A 14,491-nucleotide genomic window follows, 5' to 3' on the forward strand; every position below is an offset into this window, starting at 1 on the left:
CCAGCAACATATAGATGAGGTTCGTTGATGCGTATCGTGTCGTTCGGGTTCCAGACCTGGGGCCGAAAGACTCTGCAGGCGCTGATCGATTCCGAGCACGAGGTGGTGCTCGCGGTCACCCACCCCGCCAGCGAGGATTCCTACAAGGGGATCTGGTCGGATTCGGTGGAGGAACTGGCCCGCGAACACGGTATACCGGTCCATCTCACCGAACGGGCCGATACCGAGACGATCGACCTGGTGAAACGCGCCGAACCCGATGTGATCGTGGTGAACAGCTGGTACACTTGGATGCCGCCGGAGCTGTACACCATGCCCACCCACGGCACCCTGAACCTGCACGATTCGCTGCTGCCGAAATTCACCGGTTTCTCGCCGGTGCTGTGGGCCCTGATCAGCGGAGCCGACGAATTCGGCCTCACGGTGCACCGGATGGACGAACAGCTCGACACCGGTGACATCCTGGTGCAGCATTCGCTGCCCATCGGTCCCGACGCCACCGGAACCGAGTTGGTCCTCGCCGGTATGGAACTCATTCCCGGCGCGGTGCACGAAGCGCTGGAAGCGCTCGCCTCCGGTACCGCGCAGTGGCGCCCGCAGGACAAAGCTGCCCGCACCTATTTCCACAAGCGTTCCGACCGCGACAGCCGGATGGACTGGAACTGGCAGGCCGCGGATCTGGAACGTTTCGTGCGGGCACTGTCGGCGCCCTACCCCCGCGCATTCAGTCACTACCGCGGTGAGCGGATCGAGATTCTGGAATCCAGTGTGTCGGCGGCCCGCTACGGCGGCACCCCGGGCCGGGTCATCGTGCAGGAGAACGGCGGAGTCGTGGTGTGCGGTCCGGACGCCTACCGCGGTGACAACCACGGCCTGCTGATCACCCGAGTCCGTTCGGCCGGCGGTACCGAGTACAGCGGTGCCGAATTCTTCCGGCGCGGCGGATATCTGACCGATAGGCCGGAATAGCGTCCGCCCGGCCGGTGCGGGTGCACCGGCCGGAGCCGACGTTCGAACGAGTACAGGGCCGGAGAAAATCATGTCGATCATCGCCAACGACGCGAACCGCGCGGCCCGGCCGGACGAAGGTGACCGGACCCTGCCGAACCGGTACCCGCTCTCTTCCGGCCAGCGGCGCGCCTGGTTCCTGCAGACCCGTGACCCCGGTGACACCGCGCTCAACCTGCCCGTCGTCTACCGGTTGCACGGCACGCTCGACAGCGAACGGCTGTGCGCCGCCGTCCGGTCCGTCGTCGATCGGCACGAGATACTGCGTACCACCTACGGACTGGACTCGAACGGCGAACCGTATCAACAGGTACGCACAGACCTGCCTTTGCCATGGCAGGAACACGATTTAACCGATCTGGCAGCCGAACCCGCCCGCCGCCGGGCCGAGGTGTTCACCAGGCGGGCGCTGGCGCGGCCCTTCGATCCGGCCGCGGAAACACCACTGCGGGTGACGCTGATCCGCCTCGCCGCGAGCGAATATCTGCTGGTGCTGGTGGTGCATACGATCGCATGGGACGACGAATCGGCCTCCGTATTCGCCGCCGACCTATCTGCCGCATACAACGGCACAGCCCGTGCGGCACAACCGGTACGGTTCGTCGAACAGTCCGTCGAGGCGGCCGGGGGCGATGGGGCGATCCCGTCGGCCCGTGTGCCGCACGCGGGACGCCCCGCCCGCGAAACTGCGCCGCCCGACGGTCCGGAGTACTGGCGGCAAGCCCTGACTCCGCTGCCCGAGGCACTGGAGCTACCCGGTCGGCCGGTGCCGCGCGAGGTCGGGCCGGCAACGATCGACACTACGTCGCGACCGCTGCCGGTCTACATACTCGACCAGGTCCGCAAGGCCGCCACCGAGCCGGGGACCAGCGAAACCACCGTGCTGCTCGCGGGTTTCGCCGCACTCGTCCATCGCTATACCGGCGCCGTCGATTTCCTGGTGGCCCTGCCCGCCGATACCCGCGGACCGCGAGCGGCCGGGATGATCGGCTATTTCGGCAACACCGTACTGATCCGTGCGACCCCACGGCCCGTACAGAGCTTCGCCGAATTCCACACCGGCCTCGCCGGCACGGTGGCCGATGGCCACGCGCATCGCCATATCGGCATCGACGAGGTGGTCCACGCGGTCAACCCGGACCGCACGGGCGCGCGGGACGGGCTGGAACAGCTGGCGCGGATCGGGTTCGCTGTACGGGAGCCGCACGCCGTGCCGGAACTGGCCGGGGTGCGCGCGACCCTGGAGAAGGCCGGGTCACCGGATGCGCGGGTGCCGCTGCGGATCACGGTGGTCCTCGATCGGGATCGGCCGCGGCTGGTTGCCGATCACCGGCCGGGGCAACTGGATCGGGCGCTGGTCGAGCAACTACTCGCTCACTATGTCCAACTGCTGGACAGCGCGCTGCGCGACCCCGCCGCCCGGCTCGGCGAACTCGACCTGTTCGGTGATCGCGACCGGGCGGCGCTGCTCGCGCGATCGCACGGTGAGCTGGTGCCCGAGGCCCCGGCGACGCTCGTCGCGCTGGTGGAACAGCGCGTTGCCGCCGCGGGGGATGCCACCGCCGTGGTGGCACCCGCAGCAGCGGGCGGCGCGGATCTGGAACTGAGCTACCGCGAACTCAACAGCCGGGCGAACAGGCTGGCCCGCGGACTCGTCGCGCACGGGATCGGCACCGAGGATCTCGTCGGCGTGCGGATTGCGAATTCCGCCGAGTTCGTGGTGGCGGTGCTGGGGGTGTTGAAGGCGGGCGCTGCCTACCTGCCGATCGATCCGTCCTACCCGGATCAGCGGATCGACTTCCTGGACAGGGATGCGCGGCCGCGGCTGGTGCTCGGCCGCGCCGAACTGGCGGCCGCCGAGGCGAGTGCGGCCGATCTGCCCGGCCACGACCTCTCCGATAGCGAACGGGTGCGGCCACTGCGACCCGGCAACCTGGCCTACGTCATCTACACATCCGGTTCCACGGGGACACCTAAGGGGGTCGGTGTCGCCCATGCGGCGATCGCCGACCACCTGCGTGGTTTCGGCGCCGAATGGGATATGACGGCACAGGATCGGCTGCTGCAGTCGTCGTCGGTCAGTTTCGATGCCTCCCTGCTCGATATCTTCGTCACGCTCTCTCTCGGTGCCTGCCTGGTGATCCCGAAACCCGATGCCTTGCGCGATATTCCGTATATCTCGGAACTCATCGGCCGCTACGGGGTGACCGTGCTGCATATGGTGCCCTCGCTGCTGAGTACTTTCCTGCTGCTGCCGGAGGTGACCGAATGGCGTGCGCTGCGGCGGGTCCCGGTGGGTGGCGAGGCACTGCTCGGGGAGGTGGCCGATCGCTTCGCCGGGGTTTTCGACGCGGAACTTCGCAACCACTACGGCCCGACCGAGGCCGTCGTATCGGCCACCCATCTGACTGTGCGCGGGCCACAGGGCACGGGGATGGTCCCCGTCGGGGTGCCCAACCGGAATGTGTATGTCTACGTGCTGGACAACCGCCTACAACTGGTTCCCGGCGGTGTGCTCGGCGAAATCTACCTCGGTGGTGCCCAGCTGGCCCGCGGTTATCTGCATCGTCCCGGCCTGACCGCCGAGCGGTTCGTCGCCGATCCTTTCCTGCCCGGGCAGCGGCTTTACCGGACCGGTGATCTGGCGCGGCGCAACAGTCGCGGAGAGATCGAATTCGCCGGCCGCGCCGACGAACAGGTCAAAGTTCGCGGGCACCGGATCGAATCCGGTGAGGTGCAGGCGGCGCTGTCCGCGCATCCCGGGGTCGGGGCCTGTGCGGTGGTCGCGTTCCCGGAGCCGGTCACCGGAACGGCGCTGGCCGCCTATCTGGTTCCCGCCGCGGGCGACCTGGACGTGGCCGAAGTCCGTGCGTTCGCGGCGAAATCGCTACCGGACTACATGCTGCCCACCGCATGGGCGGTGCTCGCGGAAATCCCGCTCACCGAACACGGCAAGCTCGACAAGCGGGCACTACCCGAGCCGCGCCGGTTCGGAACCGGACAGCGACGTCCGCCGAGTTCCCCCACCGAGGTCCGGCTGGCCGGGTTGTTCGGCGCGCTCTTCGGTTGCGCGGATATCGGCGCCGACGATTCGTTGTTCGAACTCGGTGGGCATTCGCTGCTGGCGAACCGGCTGATACTGCTGATCCGAGAGGAATTCGGCGTCGAGATCGATGTGCGCGCGCCGTTCGACACTCCGACGGTCGCGGGGCTGGCGGCGCTCGTCGACGCGACACCGGTCACCGCGACGGGCCGGCCCGAACTGGATCGCCGGCCACGGCCCGAACGTATCCCGCTGTCCTACAACCAGCGGGCCGTTCTCGGCGGTGCCGATATCGGGCCGGTCGAGCTGATGGCCGATGTGGACGGCCGGCTGGACCGGGATGCGCTCATGGCCGCCGTCCACGATGTATTCGAACGGTACGAGATCCTGCGGACGGTCCCCGCGGTCGTGGACGACGAGTGGTATCAAGCGGTTCGCGCGGGCCCGTATCCCGATACTGCGGTGTTCGAGATCGCCGAGGAAGGGCGGTCGGCGGTCCGGTGCGATCGCGCGGCGGGGCCACTGCTGCACTTCCGGCTCCGCGTTACCGGTGCGGACCGGTATGTGCTGGAGCTGACGGCCGACCGGTTCGTGGCCGACGAATGGTCGCTGCGGATCGTGCTCGACGATCTGGCCACGGCATACCGGAGCCGCGCGGCACAAGGTACGGCGCCCCGATGGCCGGGGCCGGCCGTCGATTACGCCGACTACGCCCTGTGGCAGTCGAATGTCGTCGAATCGGCGGGGCCGCAGCTGGAGCAGTTGCGGGCGGGGCTGCGCGAGTTACCCGGACCGTCGGCCGGGACAGAGAGCGGGCAGGCCACCGAGCCCGCGCGGTCGGCGACATTCACGGTGTCCAGTGCACTGCGCCGCCGGTTGCGTGCCCACGCCGAGACGGTCGGTGCCTCCGAATACATGCTCTACCAGGCGGTGGTCGCCGCTCTGCTGCACGCGCTCGGGGCGGGGGTCGATATCGCGCTCGGGGCGCCGCTGTCCGGGCGGGCCGACAGCGCCGTATCCGAAATGGTCGGGCCGCTGTCGGCGGCCGTGGTGCTGCGCCACGACCTGTCGGGCGACCCGGCCCTGCGAACCGTTCTGGACCGGGCGCGCGGTACCGCGTTCGGGGTGTACGGCGGCCACGACATGCTGATCGACGCCATCGCACCGGCCGTATGCCCGGGACGTTCACCGTACGACTTGTGCCGGGCCGTCGTGGATTTCGGCGAACTCTGCCCGCCACAGCAGATCTGGCTGGGTGACGAGGTAGCCGCCCGGATCACCGACTCCTCGCCCGGTATCGCGCACCGGCTCGTTTTCGCGTTCGGTTCCGCGGGCGACGGGGGGCTGCACGTCACGCTGCGCGCCGACGCTGCGCGGCACGACCAGCAGACCACCGAACAGCTTGCGCGGTACCTCGAAGAGCTGCTCACGACCTTCGTCGAATCGCCCGATATTCCGGTATCCGAGGCAGTCTCGCTCGACGCGACGCGTGCATTGTGGACGGCGGACGGTGGACTTGCCCTGCGACCGTCCGGGTCCTGACCGGGGGCACCGCCACCGCGGTGTGATCCCGGCGCGCGGACGACCGTGCCGGTACTTCTCGGGGCTGCCTGTCCCCGGCCCCCGGGAGTAGCCTGCGGCTATGCGTCGAATCACCGTGCCACTGTGGGTGATCGGCGCCGTTCTGACCGGATGGCTCGGCCCGGCGGCGCCGGCGAATGCGGAATCGGTGCAAACCACACCGCTACGGACGCTGACCAGCGGATTATGCGTCGGAGAGCTGGCGATAACCGCCCACTCCGGTAGCGAACCGGGGGTTATGGGCGTCTCGATGCCGTCGGTGTCGAGCTCGATCGGGGTAGCCCCCTTCTCGGGGGCGTGCTCATTCGAGCTGATCCTGCGCTGGCGCAACCTCGATACCGGGGCCACCGGTGAAGAGCGGTCCGACGAGGTCGTCGGCTGGATCGGCTGCGATGTCTTCGACTGCCGGGCGTGGAATATCTCCACCGGGCGAGGCCGGGTCGCCGTCGAGGTCGCCTCGAACCTGCCGCATTCGGCCGGTCATGCGGAGATCTTCGTCCCCTGAGCGGGGAGCGCGATCGCTCCCCGCCCAGAGCTCACAGCTCGACCCGCTGATCCTCGGGTAGGAACAGGGCGTCGGCTTCGACCACGCCGAAGGTCCGGTAGAACTCGGCGATATTGCGCACCACCTGGTTCACGCGGAACTCGTCGGGGGCATGCGTATCCCCGTGGAGCAACCGCTCGACGTACTCCGGTGTCGACTTCGAACGCCAGATCCGGGCATACGACAGGAACATGGTGTGGAAGTCGGGCGGCGATACCCCCGCCCGCTCCTCGGCCATCCGGAAGGCGGTCAACGCGATCTGCAGACCACGCAGATCGGCGAGGTTCTCACCGACGGTCAGTTCGCCGTTGACATGCTGGTCCGGCGCGAGCCCCTCCGGCACCAGCGCGTTGTACTGGTCGACGAGTTGTTTCGACTTGGCGTCGAAGGCGGCGCGATCGGCCGGTGTCCACCAATCCCGCTGATTACCGTCACCGTCGAACTTCGACCCCTGATCGTCGAAGCCGTGCCCGATCTCGTGCCCGATCACCGCGCCCACGCCGCCGTAATTGACGGCGGGTACAGCGTCCTTGTCGAAGAACGGCGGCTGCAGGAACGCGGCGGGGAAGACGATCTCGTTCGCGGTGGGGGAGTAGTAGGCGTTCACCGTCTGCGGTGAAGCACTCCATTCGGTTTTGTCCACCGGTTCCCCGAGTCGATCGAACGCCCGCTTCACCTCGAAATCATTGATGGCACGCAGGGATTCGATCAATTTCCCGCGGGTGACCGTCAACTTCGAATAGTCCACCCACTTGTCGGGGTAGCCGAGTTTGAGGCCGATCTTGTCCAATTTCTCGATCGAGGCCTGCCGCGTCTCCGGTGACATCCAGGTCGAATTCGTGAAATTCTCCCGGTAGGCGGCCGTCAGGTCGTCGACCATGACCTGCACCCGCTCCTTGGCCTCCGGCGGGAAGTATTTCTCCACATACAGCTTGCCGAGCTGTTCGCCGAGATTGCCGTTCACCGTGCCGATCGCGGATTTCCACAACTCGGGCCGCTGCTGCAGACCGGACATGAGCCGGCCGTTGAAATCGAAATTGGCGTCCGACAGTTCCTTGGGCAGGAACCGCGCGTAGGTCTGCAGAACCGACAGTTTGAGGTATTCGCGCCACACCGCGATATCGGTGGCGGCCCAGATCTTGCCGGCCTCGGTGACGAAGGACGGTTGATTCACCACCAGTTTCGCGAACAGGTCGCGGGGGCGGTCGGTGATTCCCGCCAGCCAGGGCTCCCAGTCGTACTCCGGCGCCAGCCCGGTGGCTTCCGCCCAGGACATCAGGTTGTAGGTGGCCTCGGTATCGCGATTGCGCACATTGTCCCAGTGGGCGGCGGCGATCCGGGTCTCCAGATCGACCTGCCGGGCGGCGATCGCCGCAGGATCGGGGAGGCCCGCGCCCTTGGCGAGGCGTTCCAGATAGGTCCGGTAACCGGCGAGCTCCTCGGCGAACTGCGGATCCCGATAGTACTGCTCGTCCAGGCCGATTCCGGACTGGCCGATCGAGGCGATATAGGCGGAGGAATTCTTCCGGTCGATGCTCACCCCGATACCGATCAGTCCGCCGATCGGCAGCCGCCCCATCACCTCCGCGAGAGCCGGCTTGTCCTTCGCGGCGTCGATCTCGTCGAACATCGAATCCAGCGGCGTCAACCCGAGCTGTTCGATTTCGTCGAGGTTCATCCGGGCGTCGTACAGATCGCGGATCTGCTGGGCTTCGCTACCCGGCTCCGGATCGCTGATGCTCTCGACGATCTCCCGCAGCTGCGCCTGGGTGCGCTCCGCGGCCTCGCTGAACGCACCGTAGGAGGTCTTGTCCGGCGGCAGCTGATACTCACGCAGCCATTTGCCGTTCACGTGCCGGTACAGATCGTCCTGCGGGCGCACCGCCGGGTCCGAGCCGTCCATGTCCACGCTGACCAGCCGCACCGGCTCGTCCTCGGAACAGGAGGTCAGCCACGCGGCCGCGGGCACCAGCCCCAGGGCCACCAGGAACGAACGGCGATCGAGCACCGCCCGACGATCCGAAGACTTCAACAGAACTCTCTCCCCGATGCGGGACCCGCACCTCGCTAGGCGAACCGGCATCATGAGGCTACCGGCGGGTTTCGGCGGCGTCGCGCCGGACGCCGCGCCCCACCCCGATTTTTCTCCGAGCTGCGGGTTCGCTATCCTTGACCGGTTGCCTGCGGGCCCTGAGCCCGCGATTCGGCCGCGAACCCCCGGTGGTTGATCGCATAGATCAGATGAAACCGCTGGTAGGCGTGCGTTCGGGTGGTAACAGACCATGCCCGTCGGGTCGGCAATCCGGCGTGCTTTACGTCCAGGTCTAGGAGGCTGAAGTGATTCAGCAGGAGTCGCGGCTGCGCGTCGCCGACAACACGGGTGCCAAGGAGATTCTCTGCATCCGCGTTCTCGGTGGTTCGTCGCGCCGCTATGCCGGTATCGGCGATGTCATCGTCGCCACTGTGAAAGACGCGATCCCCGGCGGCAACGTCAAACGGGGTGACGTCGTGAAAGCCGTCGTGGTGCGCACCACCAAGGAACGGCGCCGTCCGGATGGTTCCTACATCCGTTTCGACGAGAATGCCGCCGTGCTCATCAAGCCGGACAACGACCCGCGCGGCACCCGCATCTTCGGCCCGGTCGGCCGCGAGCTGCGCGACAAGAAGTTCATGAAGATCGTTTCGCTGGCCCCGGAGGTGCTCTGACATGAAGGTGCACAAGGGCGATACCGTGCTCGTCGTCTCGGGCAAGGACAAGGGCGCCAAGGGCAAGGTCATCCAGGCCTTCCCGCAGCAGAACCGGATCCTGGTCGAGGGCGTGAACCGGATCAAGAAGCATGTCGCGAACTCCGCGAACCTGCGCGGCGCGTCGTCGGGCGGCATCGTTACCCAGGAGGCGCCCATCCACGTGTCCAACGTGATGGTCGTCGACTCCGACGGTAATCCGACCCGGATCGGCTACCGCACCGACGAAGAAACCGGCAAGCGGGTTCGGATCTCCCGTAAGAACGGGAAGGACATCTGATATGACCACCACTGAGAAGATCCAGCCGCGGCTGAAGGTGCGCTACCGCGAGGAAATCAAGGATGCGCTGAACGGCGAGTTCGAGTACGCCAACGTCATGCAGATCCCGGGCGTGGTCAAGGTCGTCGTGAACATGGGTGTCGGCGACGCCGCCCGCGACGCCAAGCTGATCAACGGCGCGATCGAGGATCTGGCCCTCATCACCGGCCAGAAGCCGCAGATCCGCAAGGCCACCAAGTCCATCGCGCAGTTCAAACTGCGTGAGGGTATGCCGATCGGCGCGAAGGTCACCCTGCGCGGCGACCGGATGTGGGAGTTCCTGGACCGCCTGGTCTCGATCGCGCTGCCCCGTATCCGCGACTTCCGCGGTCTGTCGCCCAAGCAGTTCGACGGCAACGGCAACTACACGTTCGGTCTGAGCGAGCAGTCGATGTTCCATGAGATCGATGTGGACAAGATCGATCGTCCGCGCGGTATGGACATCACCGTTGTTACCACCGCGACCAACAACGAAGAAGGCCGTGCCCTGCTGAAGCACCTCGGCTTCCCGTTCAAGGAGAACTGAGACATGGCCAAGAAAGCACTGGTCAACAAGGCCAACCGCAAGCCGAAGTTCGCTGTTCGCGCCTACACGCGCTGCCAGCGCTGCGGCCGGCCGCATGCGGTGTACCGCAAGTTCGGTCTGTGCCGTGTGTGCTTGCGTGAGATGGCGCACCGCGGCGAGCTGCCGGGCGTGCACAAGAGCTCCTGGTGAGCTGATCCCGGTCGGGTAGTGCCCGACCGGGATCCCACACCACCGAAGAGGACCCGAGCCGCGGCTCGGGTCCTCTTCGTGCTTCCAGGGTCTGGGCACTGTCCTCGCAACGCCCCGCTACGCGCTCTGAATATGAGGAAGTACACTTAGCGGAAGTGTACTTCCTCTGATTAGGAGGTTCGGTGGTGCTGGCAAAGCCGGTCGATATGTTCGACCGCGATCGGGAGTGGGCGGCATTGACGGCCTTCGCCACGAGTAACCAGCCGAATGCGACGCTGGGTGTGGTGTCCGGGCGCCGCCGGCAGGGCAAGACCTTCCTCTTGGAGTCGTTGTGTGAAGCAGCCGACGGCTTCTACTTCGCCGCCGATCAGGCCACGGAGGCGGAATCGTTGCGGTATCTGGCGGCCGCTGTCGGTGAATTCGCCGGGGCGCGGTTCCCGATCGCATTCGACGATTGGCGGCAAGCAGTCGATGGACTGCTGGCGCTGGCGGAGGATCGGCAACTGCCCGTCGTAATCGACGAATTCCCCTACCTGGTGAAAGCGACTCCCGGCCTGCCGTCGATAATTCAGTCCGCGCTTGCGCCGCGCCGCGTCGAGCGTCGACGATCACGGGCGCGGCTGTTGCTGTGCGGATCGGCGATGTCGTTCATGGGTTCCTTACCGGCCGGAACGGCGCCGTTGCGAGGGCGCGCCGGGCTGGAATTGATCGTGCCCACCCTGGACTATCGGCTTGCCGCCAGTTTCTGGGAGCTGAATGATCCGCGCCTTGCGCTGCGCGTACACGCCGTGGTGGGCGGAACGCCCGCATATCGACGAGAGTTCGTGGAAGGTGACAGCCCCGCGGGCTTCGACGACTTCGACCCGTGGGTATTGCGTACCGTGCTCAATCCCGCCAGTCCGTTGTTCCGGGAGGCGCGGTACCTGCTGAGCGAAGAGCCGGGTATGCGCGATCCCGGCCTCTATCACTCCGTGCTGGCTGCGGTAGCGCACGGTAACTCGACGACCGGGGGGATCGCGTCCTACGTCGGGCGTAGATCCAGCGATATCTCACACCCACTGTCGGTGCTCGAGGACAGCGGTCTGCTCCGCCGCGAACCGGATGTCTTCCGAGCCAACCGGATGCTTCATCGCGTGGCTGAACCGCTCATCACTTTCTACCAGGCTGTGCAGCGGCCGGATTGGGCCGAATGGGAACGGGCGCGCGACTCGGCGCGTCTGTGGGAACGCCGGCAGCACCGATTCGAGAGCAACGTGCTCGGTCCACATTTCGAGCAGGTTTGCCGCGACTGGTCTTTCGACTATGCCCCCGCGGGTTTCTTCGGTGGATACGTGAACCGGGTCGGTAGCGGGGTGGTCAACGACGCTGACCGACGGGTGTCGCACGAGGTCGATATCGCGGTGTTCGGAGAGCGGGCCGACGATACCGAAGCGCTGCTGTGCATCGGCGAAGTGAAATGGAACGACGTCATGGGTATCGGGCATTTGGAGAGGCTGCGACGGATCCGGCACCTGTTGTCGGCGAAGTTCGACACCACCCATACACGACTGGCCTGCTACAGCGCGGCTGGGTTCATGCCGGCCTTGCATACTGCAGCGGAGGAGGGCGAAGTGCTACTGATCGGGCTCGGAGATCTTTACGGGTAGGCCGGGGCCGGTGCATGTCGACGGCTGGGCCCCCACATGGACTCGGCCCGAGCTCGGTTGCTGTCAGAGCCCTCCCGATCGCAAGCCGAAGTTCGCTGTTCGCGCCTACACCCGCTGCCAGCGCTGCGGCCGGCCGCATGCGGTGTACCGCAAGTTCGGTCTGTGCCGTGTGTGCTTGCGTGAGATGGCGCACCGCGGCGAGCTGCCGGGCGTGCACAGAGCTCCTGGTGAGCTGATCCCGGTCGGGTAGTGCCCGACCGGGATCCCACACCTCGAAAGGGACCCGAGCAGTCGCTCGGGTCCCTTTCGTGCTTTCGAGGTTGCTCCTTGCAGTGAGGTCATGCACTGATGTGTGATGTATCGGGGACTTCCTCGGCCGGATCTGTGCAGGATCTGCCGCAGTGAGTACCGCCGTGTAGCACTCGTACGTCATCGACGACGATTGGCAGGGGTGACATATGGGTGGCTTCGGGCCGGGAGGCGATGACCTCGATTTATCCCGGATGGGCGTCAGTCGAGGGATAATCCAGGCCAGAATGCTCGCTCGGCGACTCGAGCGAATTGTCGAGGACATGGGCGAGGGGATATCCGAGCCCCTGTATCGCAGAGCCCATTCCGCGGTAGTGCGCGGAAACCACGACTTCATATTGGCCGATGCGGATACCAATCGGATAATGCGGGACCTCTTGCGGCACGGGAATATTCCGGCGCCGGTGACACCGGTGCGTCCGGATATCGGATTGCCCGGTGAGCCACGGCAGCTCCGGGAACTCTGGGAGAATACTTCCGCATCCGACCGGGACGAGATATTTCGCTTGGATCCATTCGTCGGTAATCGGGACGGGATTCCCCAGGTGGATCGAGACTTGTACAATCGTCGCAACCTGGACGATCTCCTGCGGCAGGCTCAGAATTCCGGTGATCAGTCGCGCGTCGATACCTACAGTGGCATAAGGGAGATGCTGAACAGTAAGAATGGCCCGCCTACCTACCTATCGTATATCGACGAGAACGGCAAGATGGCCTTTTGGTCTGACAATCCGGACTTGTCCGATAATGCGGCTGTGCTGTTACTGCCGACGGGTCGCGACAATACAGTACTGGAATACGCGAAACCGGCTGTGGATCAGTTACGTGAAGTGGCGTTGCGTACCGCACCCGAGTCCAGAACGGCGGTGGGGTTCTGGGGGGCTTACGACCAGCCGAAGTCCTATATGCAATCGATCTTTGCCCAGCCGGCCCAAGAGGGTGCGGCCCGAGTGCGGGACTACCACGAGGGTCTGCGGGCAACCCATGAGGGAAGGTCCGCGAATACTACAACTATCGGGCATTCCTACGGGGGAGTCCTCACTGGTGAGTCCGCCGGCCCCTCGGACCACCGAGCGGGGGCCGGGGGCGTTCGGTCAGGTGCGGAGCAGGCCGCTGACGAGGAGGAGCAGGGATTCCTGGGTCTGGCGGCGGGCGGTGTCCTTGTCGTCGGCATGGGCGACGATCAGGCCGGCTTCGGAGACGGCGCTCAGGATGAGTTGCGCCAGGGTGGGGACGGCCGTGGCGGTGATCAGGCCGGTATCGCGGGCGCGTTCCAGTTCGGCGGTGATGAGGCCCAGGCCGTGGCGGGCTTCGAGTTCGCGCCATGCCTTCCAGCCGAGGACCGCCGGGGCGTCGAACAGGGCGATGCGGATCATCTCCGGGCGCTGGCAGATCTCCAGGAAGGTGTTCAGGCCGGCGGCCATGGCGGTGAGGATGTCTTCGGCGGGGGCAGCGCGCAGCGCATTCTCGATTTCGGTGGTGATCTCGGTTTCCAGCTGTTCCAGTACCGCCAGGAACAGGCCGCGCTTATCGCTGTAGTGATGGTGTAGCGCGCCGCGCGTTACACCGGCGTCGGTCACCAGTTGCTCCGCGGAGGTGCCCGCGAATCCGCGCTCGGTGAACAGGCGGCGACCTGCTTGTTCGAGCGCGGCGCGGGTGGTGCGGGAGCGATCCTCCTGGCTACGGCGTGGCATGCAGCCGAGTGAACTCCAGAATTCGTCCGGTGAGCAACTCGGGCTGGTCCTCCGGGATCAGCGTGTAGGAATCTCCGATCAGCTCGAGCGTGGCGTCGGGCAGGTCGCGGACGAGGCGTTCGGCGTAGGAAACCGGGAACAACCGGTCCTCGCGGGCCCAGACGACGAGTACCGGCACCCTCACGGAGTCGAATCGGGTAGCGGCATCAAGGGTGTAGCGGCGCCGCGCGTGCTGTAGGAAACGGCGCAGATCGGCGCGGATAGCAGCCGATTCGCGGCTGGGCCGGAGGTAGGAATCGACGGTGGCGGGTGGGATCGGGCGTTTGCTCAACCAGCCCAGTGCGATCGGCAGGCGTTGCAGGAACCGGAATCGCAGCAGTTCGGTCATGAGCCGGACCGATCCCGGAACCCGGGCCAGCAGGGGAAGCAGAGTGAAGGGCTGTGGCAGGAAGCTCTCGTAGGAATCGACCGCGGCGAGCACGACACGGCCGATCCGTTCCGGACGGTGGGCCAGCAGTACCTGAGTGAGTGCGCCACCGGTGTCGTTGGCGACGATCGTGACATCGTGCAGGTCCAGATGGTCCAGAAAATCGGCGATGAGGCCGGCGACGCCGGTGGGGGTGAGGTCGGCGTCCGGCGCCGGGATCGAATGGGATCCGAGGGGCCAGTCCGGGACGAGGCAACGGTAACCGGCCGCCGCGACCGGCGCGACGATATGCCGCCACAGGCCCGAGTTGACGAGTAGTCCGTGGACGAAGACGATCGGCGGCCCGCTGCCGGTATCGCTGTACCGAATGGTGGCGGTGGGCAGGTGGGCGATATCGGTGCGACCGAGTTCATTGGTGTTCGACATATTTCCTCCCAGGTCGGTTCCGCATCGATAGTTA

11 protein-coding genes and 2 pseudogenes are annotated in these 14,491 nt (G+C 66.1%); 10 read left to right on the forward strand and 3 right to left on the reverse strand.

The window, feature by feature from the left end; translation table 11 throughout:
* Positions 1 to 27 precede the first annotated feature (27 nt).
* From NFL01S_RS18915 to NFL01S_RS18925, 3 genes are all read left to right on the forward strand, one after another.
* Positions 28 to 969 (forward strand): methionyl-tRNA formyltransferase, encoded by a 942-nt coding sequence (locus NFL01S_RS18915; protein WP_062977118.1) that lies wholly within the window; start codon positions 28 to 30, stop codon positions 967 to 969.
* A 70-nt stretch (positions 970 to 1,039) separates the two neighbouring features.
* Complete coding sequence (locus NFL01S_RS18920; protein ID WP_062977120.1) at positions 1,040 to 5,593, forward strand: non-ribosomal peptide synthetase; 4,554 nt, start codon at positions 1,040 to 1,042, stop codon at positions 5,591 to 5,593.
* Between the two features lie 100 nt (positions 5,594 to 5,693).
* Positions 5,694 to 6,137 carry a hypothetical protein gene (locus NFL01S_RS18925; RefSeq protein ID WP_062977122.1) on the forward strand — a complete coding sequence of 148 codons (444 nt, stop codon included), beginning with the start codon at positions 5,694 to 5,696 and terminating at the stop codon, positions 6,135 to 6,137.
* A 31-nt stretch (positions 6,138 to 6,168) separates the two neighbouring features.
* On the opposite strand, the gene NFL01S_RS18930 is transcribed toward NFL01S_RS18925, so the two are convergent.
* On the reverse strand, positions 6,169 to 8,184 hold the full coding sequence (locus NFL01S_RS18930; protein WP_062977124.1) for a M13 family metallopeptidase: 2,016 nt from the start codon (positions 8,182 to 8,184) through the stop codon (positions 6,169 to 6,171).
* 329 nt (positions 8,185 to 8,513) lie between these two features.
* On the opposite strand from NFL01S_RS18930, the gene rplN reads away from it, so the two are divergent.
* The 7 genes and pseudogenes from rplN to NFL01S_RS37660 all read left to right on the forward strand — a co-directional run.
* Entirely contained in the window at positions 8,514 to 8,882 is a 369-nt protein-coding gene (gene rplN, locus NFL01S_RS18935) for a 50S ribosomal protein L14 (protein ID WP_033244618.1), read from the forward strand.
* 1 nt (position 8,883) lies between these two features.
* Positions 8,884 to 9,201: a 50S ribosomal protein L24 gene (gene rplX, locus NFL01S_RS18940; RefSeq protein ID WP_033244256.1), complete on the forward strand. Its 318-nt coding sequence runs from the start codon at positions 8,884 to 8,886 to the stop codon at positions 9,199 to 9,201.
* Between the two features lies 1 nt (position 9,202).
* On the forward strand, positions 9,203 to 9,766 hold the full coding sequence (rplE, locus tag NFL01S_RS18945; RefSeq protein WP_062977126.1) for a 50S ribosomal protein L5: 564 nt from the start codon (positions 9,203 to 9,205) through the stop codon (positions 9,764 to 9,766).
* Between the two features lie 3 nt (positions 9,767 to 9,769).
* Positions 9,770 to 9,955, forward strand: coding sequence for a type Z 30S ribosomal protein S14 (locus tag NFL01S_RS18950; protein WP_014349101.1), 186 nt, complete (start codon positions 9,770 to 9,772; stop codon positions 9,953 to 9,955).
* Between the two features lie 182 nt (positions 9,956 to 10,137).
* Positions 10,138 to 11,601, forward strand: a complete 1,464-nt coding sequence (locus tag NFL01S_RS18955; RefSeq protein WP_245670782.1) for an AAA family ATPase — start codon at positions 10,138 to 10,140, stop codon at positions 11,599 to 11,601.
* Between the two features lie 79 nt (positions 11,602 to 11,680).
* A pseudogene (locus NFL01S_RS34600) lies at positions 11,681 to 11,851 on the forward strand (type Z 30S ribosomal protein S14); the annotation flags it as partial.
* A 769-nt stretch (positions 11,852 to 12,620) separates the two neighbouring features.
* Positions 12,621 to 12,953, forward strand: a pseudogene (locus NFL01S_RS37660) (alpha/beta hydrolase); the annotation flags it as partial.
* Between the two features lie 51 nt (positions 12,954 to 13,004).
* Here NFL01S_RS37660 and NFL01S_RS18965 read toward each other — a convergent pair.
* Positions 13,005 to 13,604 carry a TetR/AcrR family transcriptional regulator gene (locus NFL01S_RS18965; RefSeq protein WP_062977130.1) on the reverse strand — a complete coding sequence of 200 codons (600 nt, stop codon included), beginning with the start codon at positions 13,602 to 13,604 and terminating at the stop codon, positions 13,005 to 13,007.
* The gene (locus NFL01S_RS18970) at positions 13,591 to 14,457 is read right to left on the reverse strand and encodes an alpha/beta fold hydrolase (protein WP_062977131.1); all 867 of its coding nucleotides are present in this window, start codon (positions 14,455 to 14,457) and stop codon (positions 13,591 to 13,593) included. The genes NFL01S_RS18965 and NFL01S_RS18970 overlap by 14 nt, the downstream gene beginning before the upstream one ends.
* Between the last annotated feature and the right edge of the window lie 34 nt (positions 14,458 to 14,491).

Origin of the sequence: Nocardia flavorosea NBRC 108225 (assembly GCF_001613385.1) — a bacterium.
GTDB classification, from domain to species: Bacteria; Actinomycetota; Actinomycetes; order Mycobacteriales; family Mycobacteriaceae; genus Nocardia; species Nocardia flavorosea.